Origin of the sequence: Halomonas sp. DP5N14-9, assembly GCF_019802175.1 — a bacterium.
Classification (GTDB): Bacteria; Pseudomonadota; Gammaproteobacteria; order Pseudomonadales; family Halomonadaceae; genus Halomonas; species Halomonas litopenaei.
Genome location: NZ_JAHVHR010000021.1, coordinates 1 through 15,682, shown reverse-complemented (window position 1 = coordinate 15,682; position 15,682 = coordinate 1). Strand labels below are relative to the sequence as shown.

General features: G+C 61.3%; 13 protein-coding genes and 2 pseudogenes. 5 read left to right on the top strand and 10 right to left on the bottom strand.

Annotated features, from left to right (window positions below; translation table 11 throughout):
* Positions 1-75: 75 nt before the first annotated feature.
* On the bottom strand, positions 76-351 hold the full coding sequence (locus KUW00_RS12960; protein ID WP_222569244.1) for a DUF2798 domain-containing protein: 276 nt from the start codon (positions 349-351) through the stop codon (positions 76-78).
* Positions 352-1,199: 848 nt separating this feature from the next.
* Between KUW00_RS12960 and KUW00_RS12955 the strand changes: the two genes are divergently transcribed.
* From KUW00_RS12955 to KUW00_RS12940, 4 genes are read left to right on the top strand one after another with little or no spacing between them, the layout of a single operon-like run.
* Positions 1,200-2,177 carry a PDR/VanB family oxidoreductase gene (locus KUW00_RS12955; protein ID WP_222569243.1) on the top strand — a complete coding sequence of 326 codons (978 nt, stop codon included), beginning with the start codon at positions 1,200-1,202 and terminating at the stop codon, positions 2,175-2,177.
* Between the two features lie 28 nt (positions 2,178-2,205).
* Positions 2,206-3,429, top strand: coding sequence for a Gfo/Idh/MocA family protein (locus KUW00_RS12950; protein ID WP_222569242.1), 1,224 nt, complete (start codon positions 2,206-2,208; stop codon positions 3,427-3,429).
* Between the two features lie 16 nt (positions 3,430-3,445).
* Positions 3,446-3,928 (top strand): MarR family winged helix-turn-helix transcriptional regulator, encoded by a 483-nt coding sequence (locus KUW00_RS12945; RefSeq protein ID WP_222569241.1) that lies wholly within the window; start codon positions 3,446-3,448, stop codon positions 3,926-3,928.
* 46 nt (positions 3,929-3,974) lie between these two features.
* On the top strand, positions 3,975-4,730 hold the full coding sequence (locus tag KUW00_RS12940; protein ID WP_222569240.1) for a class II aldolase/adducin family protein: 756 nt from the start codon (positions 3,975-3,977) through the stop codon (positions 4,728-4,730).
* A gap of 137 nt (positions 4,731-4,867) precedes the next feature.
* Here the strand turns inward: KUW00_RS12940 and KUW00_RS12935 are convergent.
* The 8 genes and pseudogenes from KUW00_RS12935 to KUW00_RS12900 all read right to left on the bottom strand — a co-directional run.
* Positions 4,868-5,231 (bottom strand): annotated as a pseudogene (locus tag KUW00_RS12935) (transposase); the annotation flags it as partial.
* A 110-nt stretch (positions 5,232-5,341) separates the two neighbouring features.
* Positions 5,342-6,871 (bottom strand): annotated as a pseudogene (gene tnpC, locus KUW00_RS12930) (IS66 family transposase).
* Positions 6,872-7,065: 194 nt separating this feature from the next.
* The gene (tnpA, locus tag KUW00_RS12925) at positions 7,066-7,668 is read right to left on the bottom strand and encodes an IS66-like element accessory protein TnpA (protein ID WP_222569239.1); all 603 of its coding nucleotides are present in this window, start codon (positions 7,666-7,668) and stop codon (positions 7,066-7,068) included.
* Positions 7,669-7,859: 191 nt separating this feature from the next.
* Positions 7,860-8,714 (bottom strand): carboxylating nicotinate-nucleotide diphosphorylase, encoded by an 855-nt coding sequence (gene nadC, locus KUW00_RS12920; protein ID WP_222569238.1) that lies wholly within the window; start codon positions 8,712-8,714, stop codon positions 7,860-7,862.
* 145 nt (positions 8,715-8,859) lie between these two features.
* Positions 8,860-10,773, bottom strand: a complete 1,914-nt coding sequence (locus KUW00_RS12915) for a TRAP transporter permease (RefSeq protein ID WP_222569237.1) — start codon at positions 10,771-10,773, stop codon at positions 8,860-8,862.
* 35 nt (positions 10,774-10,808) lie between these two features.
* Positions 10,809-11,777, bottom strand: coding sequence for a TAXI family TRAP transporter solute-binding subunit (locus tag KUW00_RS12910; RefSeq protein ID WP_261392160.1), 969 nt, complete (start codon positions 11,775-11,777; stop codon positions 10,809-10,811).
* Between the two features lie 117 nt (positions 11,778-11,894).
* The gene (locus KUW00_RS12905; protein ID WP_222569236.1) at positions 11,895-12,887 is read right to left on the bottom strand and encodes an ABC transporter substrate-binding protein; all 993 of its coding nucleotides are present in this window, start codon (positions 12,885-12,887) and stop codon (positions 11,895-11,897) included.
* 98 nt (positions 12,888-12,985) lie between these two features.
* Positions 12,986-14,281, bottom strand: a complete 1,296-nt coding sequence (locus tag KUW00_RS12900) for a Rieske 2Fe-2S domain-containing protein (protein WP_222569235.1) — start codon at positions 14,279-14,281, stop codon at positions 12,986-12,988.
* A 655-nt stretch (positions 14,282-14,936) separates the two neighbouring features.
* On the opposite strand from KUW00_RS12900, the gene KUW00_RS12895 reads away from it, so the two are divergent.
* Positions 14,937-15,089: an IS3 family transposase gene (locus KUW00_RS12895; protein ID WP_222569234.1), complete on the top strand. Its 153-nt coding sequence runs from the start codon at positions 14,937-14,939 to the stop codon at positions 15,087-15,089.
* A gap of 447 nt (positions 15,090-15,536) precedes the next feature.
* Here KUW00_RS12895 and KUW00_RS12890 read toward each other — a convergent pair whose 3' ends face one another.
* Positions 15,537-15,668 carry a transposase gene (locus tag KUW00_RS12890; RefSeq protein ID WP_409996291.1) on the bottom strand — a complete coding sequence of 44 codons (132 nt, stop codon included), beginning with the start codon at positions 15,666-15,668 and terminating at the stop codon, positions 15,537-15,539.
* Positions 15,669-15,682 lie beyond the last annotated feature (14 nt).

The window sequence follows — 15,682 nt, the reverse complement described above, 5'->3', positions numbered from 1 at the left end:
GTGCCAACGGCAAGCTACCACAGGGTCAAGTCTCACATCCGGCCTCCGGGCGCCGGTACGGTGGGCCAGCACGACTCAGCGAGATTCATGCTCTGCGATCGTCCATCCTACAAGGCGGTTCACCAGCGGCCTGACTGCAAGCACCCCGACAAAGGCCACGGGCATGGCGCGGACATAGGCTTTAGCCACTGTCGTTAAGTACTCTGGCCCCATGCCCCCCGTCACCGCCGTGATCACCAGACACATGATCAGCGTCATCAAAGCGGACATGTAGAAGGCGAAAACCAAGGGAGCATAACGTGGGGGCAGCCTCCGGCGGATCCTTGACGGCGGCGAGGCCTGCTCGCGCATGTATGGATTCCTTCTCTAGAAATGGATAACCAACTTACCCTTGTTCCTTACTCCATCGCTAGCTTTGTTTGGAGAATATCTCACCGGATAGCGACCGTAGGGGCCAGGGGTGTCGTCGCTAACCAGTCTTGTTTCGTAGCTCTTTACTGCGCATCAAGCGGGCTACTCGGCACGCCCAACCAATTACTGCGCATCAAGCGGGCTACTCGGCACGCCCAACCAAGGGCCCCGCTCTCTGCCAGCAGCTTGGCGACTTCGATCTTGATTTCACCGATGTATCGCTGGCGGCTTATGGAAGCCGCTGGCGACCTTCAGCAACGACCCGGAACCAACTCAACCCTGGGGCAATTCACAGCCACAGTGCAAGGGGCACATGGGGACTCATTTCCAGAAAGCTTATGAAGCCTTTCAAGAAGAACTGGGACCCGAGGGTAACACCCCTGGCACGCGGCGGGAGTAAGTTAGAGGTTTGTCGAGTATCAGCTTATCCGGATTTACCCGCGTTTCTCTATCCTGCCCTTGCCTTAAGTCCTGCCTGTTTCAGGCTGATCTGCGAAGAACCAAAAAAATCTTGCTATTGCAGTCACTTGCCTTACCCGAATCACACGAACCTCTGAGCCGCTAACCGCGCCCCTGCACATGTGAGTGATGCGATCACCGCGCTGCGCTGGATGCTGCACTTAAGAATCAATAATACCTTATGCAGCTATTGACGATGCACGATCGCCCTTCTGGCGCCAACTCAATGCCGCACGACTAAAGTCGCAATATCAAGCCTTGCATTCGAGCGATAGAAATACTTAGATATAGAAGAATCTGGTGAGACTACAACAACGAGGGAGTCCCCCATGGCGACTACTGACGATGCAGTACCCATGACTGAGCTTGAGGTTACCGCGCTGGATGCCATTGCCGAAGGCATCTACCGTTTCGAATTCGCTCACCCTGATGGCGAGGAGCTGCCCGAGTTCACCCCCGGCGCCCATGTCCATATCGAGGTGCCAAATGGGCAGGTACGCCGCTACTCTCTGTGCAACGACCCCGAGGAGCATGACCGCTACGTGATCGCGGTAAAGCGCGAAGAGTCGGGTACCGGAGGCTCGAAAAGCCTGGTTGATGACACGCGAGTGGGAGACCGCCTGCAGGTGTCAGCCCCCGTCAACGACTTCGAGCTGAAAGGCAATCCGGCGCGCTACGTATTTATCGCCGGAGGCATCGGCATCACACCGATCCTGTCAATGATCCACCACCTTCGCAATACCGGTGGCAAGCCATTCAAGCTTTACTACCTGACGCGCGAGCCAGAACAGACCGCGTTCCTCGAAGAACTCAGCGGTCCCGAATACCGCGGCAAGGTGGTAATTCATCATGACCACGGAGACCCGGACGACTCCTTCGACCTCTGGCCAGTGCTGGAACAACCCAAGGGAGCCCACATCTACTGCTGTGGCCCGCGAGGCCTGATGGAGGCGGTGCGTGACATGACCGGCCATTGGTCATCCTCCAGCGTGCACTTCGAGGACTTCGGCGCCCAGAAGCAGGCCTCGGCAGAAAACGACACGGCGTTCACCGTGCGACTCCACAAGACCGGCGAAGCGATCCCAGTACCAGCGGGGGTCTCGATCCTCGAGGCATTGCGGGTCAACGGCCATCATGTACCCTACTCCTGCGAAAGCGGCACTTGTGGCTCCTGCCGTTCGACGCTGATTGAGGGCGAAGCGGACCATCGCGACTTGGTGTTGTCCGACGCCGAACGGGTCGACCACATCATGGTCTGCGTCTCTCGCGCCTGCTCCAAGGAGCTGGTGATCGACCTGCCTGAATGAATCCGCCTATCCCCCTGGAGCGGCACCCATGTCAGAATCCCCCTTGAGACTCGGTATCGCAGGACTGGGGCGCGGCTTTATGCTGTTGCTGCCCACCCTTGCGGCGCATCCTGGCATCCGTCTAGTGGCCGCGGCCGACCCGCGCGAAGAGGCACGCCAGCAATTCGTCGCCGACTTCTCCGCAACCGCCCATGCCGAGGTGGCAGCCTTGTGCGCCGACCCTCAAGTAGAGGTGGTGTACATCGCCACCCCACACCAATATCACCGCGAGCATGTCGAAATGGCCGCCCAGCATGGCAAACACGTGCTGGTCGAAAAGCCCATGGCACTCTCCCTGGCAGACTGCCAGGCCATGATCGACTCCATGCGTCGGGCCGGCTGCTGGCTGATGGTGGGCCACAGCCACAGCTTTGATGTGCCGTATCTGCGCACCCGCGCTTTGATCGACAGCCAGGCCTTCGGGGCAGTACGAATGATCAGCGCTCTCAACTATACCGACTTCCTTTATCGCCCACGCCGCCCCGAAGAGCTGGAAACGGCCCGCGGTGGTGGTGTGATATTCAGTCAGGCCGCCCATCAGGTCGACGTCGTACGACTTCTCGGCGGCGGGCGCGCCAGAGGAGTACGCGCTGCAACCGGACGCTGGGACCCGTCCCGACCTACCGAGGGGGCCTATAGCGCCCTGCTGACCTTCGGGGATGGCACCTTCGCCACCATGACGTACAGCGGCTACGCCCATTTCGATAGCGACGAACTGTCCGGGTGGCGCGGTGAGCTAGGGCAACCACGCGATCCCAGGGACTACGGCAGGGCCAGGGCGCAATTGGCGCGGCTACAGGGTGCCGAGGAGGAAGCTAGGGTCAAGAACGCCCGCACTTATGGCGCGGGTCTGTCACTCGCTGATACCAGCCTGGCTGGTATCGGTCACAATCATTTCGGCTTCGTGGTGGTTTCCTGTGAGCGGGGTGACTTGCGTCCTACGCCCTGGGGTGTAGAGATCTATGCCGACGATCACCATTACCTTGAGCCCCTCTCTCCACCGGCGATACCGAGACGTGAGGTGCTCGACGAGCTGATCGCAGCCGTTCGCCACGACCGGCCGCCCATCCACTCTGGGGAATGGGGCATGGCGACCATGGAAGTGTGCCTGGCCATGCTCAAATCCGCCGACCGGGGGCAAGACGTGACGTTGTCCCATCAGGTGAGTCTGGAGAAACCAGTCGAGTATAATTTCGAAGTTGGATCACGATAACTTCGAGGACCTCACCATGGCACGCAACAATCAGGAAACCCAAACCGTCCTTAGACACTGGCAGGAGGACGTCCCGGACGACCGACTAGCCCACCTAGTTCGGGACGCTGGGCGAGTACTGACAAAGAGCCTCCAGACACGGCTGTCGGAGCACTCGGTGAGCTTTGGCCACTGGGCGTTCCTGCGCATACTCTGGGTCACCGAGGGACTGACACAGCGTGAGCTCAGTGAACAGGCTGGGGTGATGGAGCCGACCACCTTCACCGCCCTAAAGGCCATGGAGGCCAAGGGCCTGATTGAGCGGCGGCAATTGAACGGCAACCGTAAGAACATTCATATCTACTTGACGCAAAAAGGGCGCGACCTGAAGGAGATCCTCGTGCCTCTGGCCGAGGAGGTCAACGACATCGCCATACAAGGAGTGGATGACGACGACCTTCGGGCGACTCGGCGTACCCTACTGAAGATCATCAGCAACCTGGCCGAAGCCAACGAATGACGGGGCGAGCAGGTTGCCTGGCAACGACCCAAACACAGGACAGGCGATGACTACCCACGACTCGACACCGACGGAGCAAGACAAGGAGGCACTCCTTGAAGACCTGGTGGATGCCAACCACATTCTCTTCAACGAAGGCGTACTAGATGCCTTCGGCCATGTCAGCATCCGGCACCCAGACGATCCCGAGCGGTTTCTCCTGGCACGCAACATGGCTCCAGGCCTAGTCACCGGTGGCGATATCCTCACCTTCGAGCTCGATGGCACGCCCGTCGATGCTGATGGCCGGAAAGTCTACCTCGAACGCTTTATTCATGGGGAGATCTATCGAGCCCGACCCGATGTGATGGCGGTGGTACACAGCCATTCCCCTTCGGTGGTGCCCTTCAGTGCCGTGAAATCGGCGCCCCTGCGCCCGATGTGCCACATGAGCGGCTTCCTCGGCGAAGGGGCACCAATCTTCGAGATTCGCGAGGCGGCTGGCCATGCCACGGATCTTCTAATCCGCGATTGCGGACTAGGTGCCTCCCTAGCCGACTCTCTCGGTGACCATAACGTCGTACTGATGCGGGGGCATGGCGCCACCGTGACGGCTCCCACGCTCAAGCAGGTGGTCTATCGGGCCATCTATGTTGAAGTTAATGCGCGTTTGCAGGCCGATGCTCTTCGACTCGGGCCCGTCGATTACCTCACAGCCGACGAGGCCAGTTCAGCGATGGAGACTACAGAGGGCCAAGTGGAGAGGCCCTGGCAGTTATGGAAACAGCGCGCGCGTCAGGCCCGCACCGCAAGTACAAGCTGAGATGGTGACCGGTGCGCACCCTAGCACCGGTCGTTTCCTTGTGCGCCAGACTAACGTTGTTGCCAAGGGTGGTGTCTCGGAGTTGCTGTCTGGTGGGAGCCCCTTACGGACTTGGCATCGGGATCCATGATTTAAATAGCAAGCCCCTTCAGGTAGAGCCAGGGGATCAGCTCCTCGATGCTGCGGGCTCGCTTCAGGTAGCGCGGCAGCAGGCTACTGTTGAAGCGAACTCCACCCCCACTGCGGTCACGTACCTTGGGCACCTGCACGCTGACATCCCCGCCCCCGGTCTGGACTGTGCGCTCGGGCAGGTAGCCGTTGCGGACCTCGGCCTGGCGTCCATCGTCGAGCCACTGATCGGTATACTGCATACTGCGCCAGGAAGGTGGCCAGCTCGGCCTTGGCGATCAGGTCACGGGCACCTTGGCGCAGCAACGCGTGCAGCGGGTCGGTGACTTGGGGTTCTGGTTGTGAAAGAGCTCCGAGGGTAGAATCGGCCATGGCGTATCCATTCCGTGTTGATTGTGATCTGGCGAGATCAATCAACAGGATACGCCACCCTTCCTACCTCTTCCCATAGTAAGCGATCGGCGAACACCGCTTGTCAGTGATCAGGCGATGTGCTGCCAGTGGTGAGGCAAGAGCTCGTGGAGCTGGCTGGCTTTCTGTGTCGGTAGCCGTTCCAGTACGTCCTTCAGGTAGGCATGAGGCTCGTGGCCGTTCAGCTTGGCAGACTGGATCAAGCTCATGATGGTGGCGGCCCGCTGGCCACTGCGCAGTGAGCCGGCAAATAGCCAGTTCGAGCGGCCCAGCGCCCAGGGGCGGATCAGGTTCTCGACCCGATTGTTGTCGATCGGCAGCCCGCCGTCATCGAGATAGCGTGTCAGCGCCGTCCAACGCTTCAGGCTGTAGTCCAGTGCCTTGGCCGTCGCTGAGCCGTTCGGCACCTTCTCGCGCTGAGCCAGCATCCAGCGATGTGAGGCGTCGGAAATGGGCCTCGCTCGGGTGTCACGTCGCCGCTGGCGTTCTTCACCACTCAGCGACTGGGCCTCGCGCTCCACCTGGTAGAGCTGGGCGATCAGCTCGATGGCCTGCCCGGCAATCTGGCACTTGTCGGCCACGTGCAGGTCGACGAACTTGCGCCGCGCGTGGGCCATGCAACCGATCTCGGTGACGCCGTTGGCAAAGCTCTGCTTGTAGCCGCTGTAGTCGTCGCAGACCAGCTTGTCCTGCCAGTCGCCGAGGAAGTCGCGGGCATGCTGGCCGCCGCGCCCCTCGCTGAAGTCGTAGACCACCGCCTTCAACTCGGCGTAAGGCGTGGTGGCGTAGGCCCAGAGGTAGGCGCGGTGGGTCTTCTTCTTGCCCGGGGCCAGCATCGGCACCGGGGTCTCGTCGGCATGCAGCACCGGCTCGCTGAGCAGCAGCTCATGCAAGGCATCGATCAGCGGCTGGAGCCGGACCCCGCAGATGCCGACCCACTCGGCCAGGGTGGAACGCGGAATCGCCACGCCGGCGCGGGCGAAGATCTGCTCCTGGCGATAGAGTGGCAAGTGATCGGCATACTTGGCGATTAGCACCTGGGCCAGCAGGCCGGCGGTGGGGATGCCTTCGTCGATGATCTGTGCGGGCATCGGCGCCTGGATCAGCGTCTCGCAGTGATCGCAGACTCACTTGCCACGGATATGGCGCTCGACGTGGAACACGCCCGGCGTGTAGTCGAGCTTTTCGCTGATCTCCTCGCCGATCCGTCGCAGCTGGCAACCGCAGGCGCAGTGCTCACTCTCCGGGTCGTGACGGATCTCGGTGCGCGGCAGCTCGGGCGGCAAGGGGGCGCGCCGGGGCACCTTCTTGGGCGTCGGTGTCGCGGAAGCGAGCTTCAGGTCCTCCAGTTCGGTCTCGATGGCGGCGATGTCGGTATCCACCACTTCCTCCAGCAGGCTGATCTGCAGGACGTTGAGCTGCTCGCTGCGCTTGCCGAAGGCATGGCGCTTGAGCAGCGCCAGTTCATGGGTCAGCTTCTGGTTGACCTGCTCACTGTGACGAAGCGCCTTGTCCTTTTCCTCCACCTGTGACATCAGCGTTGCCGCCAGGTGGCGAAGCTGATCGGGAGAGAGCTGAGACAGATCGGTCGGCATGGTCATCCGCTGAGTATGCCAGCCCTCGGGCGGAAGCGGGATTAGCGCATCCGCGAATAGCCTGGCCGCCGCGTCTGTGCCGCGCATCACACGACCGAGATCACCCCGTCGGCACCAAGACGCTGCCAGGGCAGGCCTTGAACCAGCGCCGTCACCTGCTCGGGAGACAGCTCGATCCGATCACCGCGCCAGGTCTCGGCTCAGTGGAACTTGCCCTGGTTCAGGCGCCGGGCACATAGCCAGACGCCAAGACCGTCGTGGATCAGCACCTTCATGCGGTTACCGCGCCGGTTGGCGAACAGATAGGCACAGTGCGGCCGCGCCGCGCCGAACACCTTGACCACCCGAGCCAGCGCCGTATCCGGCCCGGCCCGCATATCCAGCGGCTCGGTGGCCAGCCAGATCTCGTCGATGCGGATCATCCCAGCAGCTCCTTCAGCCACTGCGCGCACTGGGCCGCCTCGGCCACCGGCCAATGCACGCTGATCGTGCCGTGCGCCGAGGGCACCTCGAGGCGGATGGCCCCGGCGGATGGCCCCGGCGGAAGCGGGAGGCGACGCTGGCAGATCGGTCGCTGCTGGCGGCGCCGGTAGGGGCACGAAGTCCGGCACGGCCGGCAGCTGGCTCTGGCGCTTGGCCTTGCGGATCCAGGTCTGGACGAGGTTGGTGTTGAGCCCGTGCTGCAACGCGACCTGAGCGATCGAGGCATCGCCCTGCAGGCAGGCCGCGACGATCTTGGCCTTGAACGACGGGGCGTAGCGACGTCGCCGGCGGATCTCACGATCAGTGCTTGAGGTGGTCATGATAGGTGCCCATTTATTAATAGATGGGCACCTAATGTCACCGGCTCCAGGCCTCAGCGGAAGGTGAGTTCGCCGGACGGTTACTTCCCATACACCAAAAGTCACCATAGCTCCTCGAGCTGATCGCGCCGACGCTGACGCCGGCCTCCTTCTTACCTGCGCTTCAGCCGTCTCCCGGGGTCGGCCTGGCACTATTGCCTCAGCGAAAGGCGCATCGAGAGGTCGATTGCCGCCACATCCTTGGTCAGGGTCCCCAGTGAAATGAAATCGACCCCGGTGGCAGCGATATCGCTCAGGGTGGCTTCCGTGACGCCTCCCGAAGCCTCGAGCTTGGCCCGACCAGCGGTCAGCGACACGGCCTCACGCATGTCCTCGAGGCTGAAATTATCCAGCATGATCATGTCGGGGAGCCCCTCGAGCGTCTGCCGAAGTTCGTCGAGGGTTTCCACTTCCACTTCGATGGGCTTACCGGGGGCCAGGCGTCGCGCCGCCTCGATCGCCGGGGCGATGCCGCCGCAGGCGGCGATGTGGTTCTCCTTGATCAGGTAGGCGTCATACAGTCCCATCCGGTGGCTGTGGCAGCCCCCGCAGGCGACCGCATACTTCTGTGCCAGACGCAGTCCCGGTAGGGTCTTGCGTGTATCCAGCAACTTCACCGCGGTGCCCTCAACCAGGTCGGCATAGTGGCGACTGCGGGTGGCGGTGCCGGAGAGCATCTGGAGGAAGTTGAGCGCGCTGCGTTCTCCGCTGAGCAGCGAGCGGGCATTGCCCGTCAGACGGCAGAGCGTCTGGCCGGGTTCGACTCGGTCACCATCGGCCACGTGCCACTCGATGCGTACCGCCGGATCGAGCTGACGGAAGACCTCACCGACCCAAGCGACGCCACACAGGGTCGCGTCTTCCTTGGCCGTGATGCGGGCTTCTCCCTGATCGTCCGGCGCGACCAGTTGCGCCGTGATATCGCCATTGCCGATGTCTTCCTCCAGCGCCTCGGAGACATTACGGGTAATCGCCTCGCCGAGTGCTTGGCTATCGATTCGATACATGTACGCTCCTTTGGTCGTCATGATTTGGGTAGCATCACCAGCGGCAGTGGCCCCGACGCCGCTGGAAACGCTGCCGGGGCCATCCCGTCCTGCTTATCGGCAGGGGTGACGCGATCTGTGGGTTAGCGGCCAGCGCACGACACCGTCATACAGGGGTCTTGTGCCCATGCAGCCGCAGATGCGGGGAGGCAAGAATCGCCACAGCACCTACCAGCACGGCCGCCACCACGGCCCACCAACTGGGGGTGATGAAAAGCAGCCCTGCCAGGCCGAAGCCAAGCCTCGGGAGTCTGGCCAGGGGCTGACGCCAGTAGCCCTCCACGGCGATACTCAACAGCAGCACTCCCAATATCGCCGTCACACACGAGACCGCGATCGCCTGCCAACTGCCGACCATCAGCAGTCCCTCGCCGTAGACGAACGCGAACGGCACGATGAACGCCGTGATGGCCAGCCTGACAGCGCCGACAGCGATCTTCAGCGGGCTGGCATCGGCGATGGCCGAGGCCGCGAACGCCGCCACCGCCACCGGCGGGGTCATCGCCGAGAGCACCGCGAAGTAGAGGATAAACATGTTGGTCTGCAGGACGCTGAAGTCCATCGACAGCAGCGTGGGCCCCACCAGCACGGCGGCCAGGATGAAGGCCGACGGCGTCGGCATGCCCATCCCCAAGATGATCGCCAGCACGGCGGAAATGACCAACGCTAGGAAGGCACTGTCCCCGGCCATCAAGTAAACCAGGTCGGCAAACTTACCGCCGAGGCCAGTCATGGAGATGCCGCCGATCACCAGACCGGCCGCCGCGCAGGCGGCCACCACCGACACCATGCGTAGCGTGGTGACGGCCAGGGCATTCCAGATCGCCCGGGGTCCCATACGGGTCGAAGGGTGCACCATCGCGACCATCAGTACCACCGCGGTGGCGATGGCCGCCACGAAGGTCGGTGAGTAGCCCATCAGCAGCGCGCCCGACAGTGCCACCAGGGGCACGATGAACAGGCCGCCGTTCTTGAGGGTCCCCTTCAGCGGGGGAGTTTCCTCCTTGGACAGGCCACGCAGGCCCAGTTTCTGGGAACGCAGGTGCACCTGGGCGTAAACGCACAGGTAGTACAGCAAAGCGGGGACGATGCCGGCGATGGCGATCTCACGGTATTCGATGCCGGTGTATTCCGCCATGATAAACGCCGCCGAGCCCATCACCGGCGGCAAGAGGCTGCCCCCAGTGGAGGCCGCCACCTCGACGCTGCCGGACAAGGGCTTGCTGTAGCCCAGACGCTGCATGATAGGGATGGTGACGGAGCCCGTCGTGACCACATCGGAGGTCGGGCTACCCGACATGGTGCCGTACAGGCCGGATGAGATCACGGCGATCTTCGCCGGTCCCCCGGTGCGACGCCCGGCGAGCGCCGACGATAAATTGTAGAAGAACTCGGCACCTCCCGCCTTGGACAGGAAGGTCCCGAACATCACGAACAGGAAGGCATAGGTCGCGGCGACACGCAGCGGCACGCCGAACAAGCCATCCGAGGTGAACATCATGATATCCAGGAAGTGGTTATAGCTGACTTCCCGAAACCCGAGCGCTCCCGGGAGGCCATGTCCCCACAGGTTATAGACCACAAACACCATAACCACGCTGGTCAGGCCGAAGCCCACGGTGCGCCGCGTCGCCTCGATGGTAAGCGCAAGCAACACACTGGCCGCGAGCAGGTCCGGCGTTTCCAGTGGAAACAGCAGCGTGATGCGTTCGGCGATCCGCTGACTCTCCAGCAAGAAATACACGCCGACGGCGATGCTGGCCAGCACCAGGCACCAGTCGATCAGGCCTGGCCGGTCCTTGCGCCCAAGGGGACCTGGACTGATATTGATAAACAGCAGGGCCAGCATGGCGGACAGGAACACCACCATCATCACATAGAGATCGACGTACACGATCGTCGTGGTATAGATGACCGCCAGGGCCACCAGAGCAGCGCATCCATGCACTGCCATCCCCAGCTTACCCGTTAACTGTCGCTTGGCGCCGGTCCCCGTAAAGATCGAAAGAATCTGATTCATCGATATCTCCTCGGCATTGATGCCGGTTCACCCACTTAGCGAAGGCCCGCTTCTTTCAGGTAGCGTGCGGCCCCGTCGTGATAGGGAACGACTTCCACGGAGGCCATGATCTCCGGGGTCAGGCTCTGCATGGCTGGATGCACGCCGGCCACTTTCTCGTAGTTTTCGTAGATGGCCTTGGTCAGGTCATAGGCCTGCTGTTCGTCCATATCGCTGCGCACCGCCAGGGCGGCGCTGATCGAGACGGTGGGGACGTCATTAGGGGCCCAATCATAGGCACCGCCAGGGATGACGAAGGGCGTGGTGCCCGTGCTCGTCGTGACGGCCTGCACGGTGTCCTCGGACAGCGGCAACAGGGTCAGGTCGACACTTGCCCCGGCCTGCATGATCGAGCTCTGGTTAACGAACAGGCTGTTGAGGAACATGTCGATGCGGCGGTCCTGGATCAGTCCCGATTGCTCGCCAGAGGCCGCGTAGATGATGTCACCGCCCCAGCGCTTGACCTCATCGGGACTCGCCCCGATGGTTTCGAGCATGCTTTCGGCCACGCTCGAGGCGATATTGCCGCGTTTGTTAATGGCAATGGTGATCGGTGGCTGGATCTCGGCGATGTCTTCGAAGCTGGTGATGCCATACTCCTCGGCAAAGTCTTCACGCATCACGGCCTGCATCGGCGCCCAGGTGTACAGATAGGCAAGGACCCGGATATCGTCGGTCGGCTCGCGGAATGGCGTCTCGCCCTCTCGAGCCCGCTGCAGAACGGCATCCTCGATGATCGCGAGGCTGGCGTCATCGCGCTGGAGGACGGCCACGTTGGCGAGACCACCACCGGAGGTCTGGTAGGTGACGGTCGAGCCGGGGAACTCGGCCTTCATGGCACTATCCAGGCCAGCACCGAGCAACGACCAGAGTCCACCGGGGGAGGCGCCGGCGACGGTCATATTGTAGCTCTGCGCAGCGGCGACATTCATCGCCAGACTGGGGACGACAAGAGCCGCGGTCATCAGGGTTTTCTTGAGTGATATTTTCATTATCGTACCTTGTAGTCTACAGTCGTCATGGATTGTTATAAGGCTGTTAATTAGCGTCATTCTACATCGGCTCAGCCATGCCAAGGGTGATCAGATCTTGAAGCTCTCCAGGGTAGCGGGATGGAAAAGCTCTTCGGGCTCCAACAGCCGTCGTGACAACCCTTCTGTGTGATGCTGCCGGAGGAAGCGCTCCAGGGTCTGGCGGTTGGGGGCGAAACCATAGGACCAGAAGTCATCCCCCATGAGTTGGCGCGCAGCCCGTAGTTGATCTTCGACGAACGGCAGGGTCACCTTGGTGGCCGAAGTGTCGCTGAGTTTGGCCAGGGCACGGGCCTTGGACTGTTCGAAGGCCTTATAGACGGAGAACGGCAGCCAGGGGTGACGCTCGACGAGCGTCTTGCGGATACCCAACAGGTGCATGATGGGAAAAAGTCCGGTGCGACGGTACCAATCCGATGCCGCTTGCTGTGGATCGGCGTAGAGGTAGCCCACATGAGGGTGCCCTTGCTCGAAACAGGAGGGCGCGCGCGGCCCCATCACCGCATCCAGCTCACCTGCGGCCAGCATGCCGGAGAGGGTTTCCCCTTCGGGAATGTTCTCCACGCGTACCCCATCGGGCAGATCGAGGTTGATCTTCTCGACCCGGCCAGGCTCCTCGTAGCCGCCGCGCATCCAGGTCACATCGCGAGGCTTGAGGCCATGATCCTCTTCGAGGAACAAACGCGCCCAAACGTTGGCGGTCAATTGGTACTCGGGCACGCCGATGCGCTTGCCGCGAAGGTCGGCAGGGGTTTCGATACCGCGATCGGTACGAATATAGATCGAGGTATGCCGGAAGGCGCGCGAGGGAAACACCGGCACGCCGATATAGGGGCAATTATCCGCCGCCGTCTTCACCGTATAACTGCTCAGCGACAATTCGGTGATGTCGAAGTCGGCATGTCGGAAGGCTCGAAAAAAGATCTCTTCCGGATCATGCAGCATGAACACCGGGTCCACGCCATCGATCTGTACCTCACCGTCGATCAAGGGGCGCATGCGGTCATAATTACCCACCGCAATGGAAAGTTCGAGCTTGTTCATCAGGGTTCCTGTGTTGTGATCAGAGAATCGCCATGCTGGGAGGCGAGCACGCCTCCCACGCGAAGTTATGACCGTACCGCTGAGCGGGTGTCATGAACTCATTCTTCTACGTAATACTCTGCCTCTTCCGGGGCCGTCCCCAGCTCACGCCAGTCGGTTTCCTTGGTCACAACGCCCTGGAAGGATTTGAGCTTGTAATGCGGAATGCGTGGCTCTTCGGCACCGATGGCTGTCCCACCCTGCTGCATGGTCTTGGCCGCCTGGAGCATCTGTCGACGGAACTCGACGATCGCCAGGTCGCTCGCGCCCAGTCGGTCATGGGTGCGATCGGCGATCGGCCCCATGGTTTCCCACATGGCGATGTCCTGGTTGGGGATCCCCTTGATGCCGGTAAAACTCGTGCCCAGCTGCATGATCCGCCGATCCTGCCAGTAGTTGTTCTCGCGGGTGCGGAACTTACGGAAGCTCTTATCGACATCGAGACCGATCTGCGTGCCCAGGAACTTGCGCCAGGACTCCGTATCCGGTGTGGTGGCGGCGTCGCCCCAGGCGATGAAGTGAAAGGCGGTGTGGGTGTCGTCGATCGGCACGTGCAGAATGGCGATGTCGTACTGGTTGTTCGGTGGAATCTGCACGGTATAGGGGGCAATGAATAGCGTGGTACGCACATAGTCGTGCGTCTTGGCATCCTTGATCGGCCGACGAATCGCCGCGTAGCGGAAGCCGAAGCGCGTCTTCTGGACCTGCAGGCGTGGCGCCTTGTCCGTGGAGGGACGCAGCCACAGCTTGTCGGTGGCTTCGGCTCCGGCGGTCCGCGCGGGCACCATGTCGGTGGAGTGCAGGCTCGAGGAGTGGGCCGAGTCGATGGCCCCTTCGAGGATCTGGGCCCAGTTGCAGTCGATGATGACCTTGGAGATCGACACCTTGGTATCCGGGGTCGGCTGGAACACCGGCGCCGTGAATTCGGGCTTCTCGTCAGGGGGCCCCATGTAGACCCAGACGAAGCCGGCCGCCTCGTGGGTGGGATAGGCCTTGTGCTTGACCTTTTCGGTCATCTTCGACTCCGGCGGCTCGGATGACATCTCGAGCACGTTACCGTCGACATCCATCTTCCAGCCATGATAGAGGCAGCGCAGTCCGCACTCCTCATTGCGGCCCAACACCAGCGATGCCCGGCGATGGGGGCACATCTCGTCCAGTACGCCCACGCGGCCCTCGGTGTCGCGGAAGGCGACCAGGTCCTCGCCCAGCAGCCTCACCCGCACCGGATCGCCATCCGGCTCCTCGACTTCTTCCGACAGGCAGGCAGGCAGCCAGTGGCGACGCATGATCTGCCCCATGGGGGCCTCGCCTTCGACACGACACAGCAGTTCATTTTCTTCAGGGGTCAGCATTGCTCACGGTCTCCTTCTAGGGGGATGCCTAGATACCCATTGTGATAACGCCAGATATACTTAGATATCTAACATTGATCTACCTTAGCCCCTCCTCGTGCAGAGTCAAACCTACTAAAGTCGTATGAACGATACGTACATGTCACACATCAGCGACTGGAGATGCAGCCCCTCCCTCTCCCGGGAAATGCCCGTTTTCTCAATTTTTTCAATTGGATATGACCTAAACATAAACCTTCATCTTGACCGACAAGGGGCAATTGAACGCAGGACAAGCTATGCATCCTGGGCCGGAATAGACCATCGTCTAATTAATCGAATAAGTCTTGATTAGATTTATACGGCTAACTGAAAAGGAAGCTGTCCCAATCATTGATGCCAGCGCGCCAGCGGGGCGGGAAAGCAACGAGTGAAGAGGATAGCTATCTGCAGCGATCTCTCATACTTGACATCAACATCCCTGTCGCCGTACCCCTACGCCAACTTCTTGTTCTTTCAGCAGGCTCCCGAGCTAGCTGCGGCCGACAGCGAACCCCGACGTAGCAACTTTCAGGGCTCTCGGGGGCTATCCCGCACACGACGATGAATGTCTCTGAACCTCCGAAGCTGGGCTTGGCGATAGTCTTCCGCGGCATGCCGCGCTAGGCATAGAATCGTGGAGGAGATCAATGGCGAGCTTTTCGAGACCCGAGGCGCCATGCGGCGGCAAGTGTTCGATTACATCAAGATGGACGAGAATCGGCAGCGCCGGCACAGTGCGATTGGGACAATCAGCCCTGAGGCCTTCGATGCCCGAATGATCGCTTAGCTCGGTGTCTACGATTGCTTTGCGAGATCAACGCCCTACTTTTTAGTGAAGCGGGATCAATCAAGGAAAGGGGCCAACGCCTTTCGAGTCAATCGCATAATTCGCCACTCCAGCTCAACCTCGCCGGTGGTGCGCTACTCCCTAAGATGGTAGGTTCCGTCTCGTTGACTACCTCAAGCCACCACTCGTGTCATCTACCGGCCTGGGATATTGACCCGCTAGGTATGTGAACCAGCCCAGTCACTTGAGCAGAGGGATAGCGCTAAAGGGGCACGCCTAGCCCGGATGTTGCATCGGGTTGGTCAGCAGCACCCAGATGCCAGGTTGGGTGGCGATGATGCCGCCCAGAGCTGGAAGTTGGCTATATATTGATCAATTCCCTGAGTTCAAGGCGCACTTCCCCCTACCCCCATGTGTTTTCTGTGCCGGGGACAGCACGCCGCGGTGCTATCCAGGCACCAGTTTGCCAGCCAGCTTCAGGAAGAGGTCCTGCTCCGGGTACTGGCTGCTCAACATCAGCCGGATGGCGCGCGTGTTGCGGGTGATGACGGCGCCGATCTTCAGCAGCTTCAGGCGGATGGCATTGACCTGGG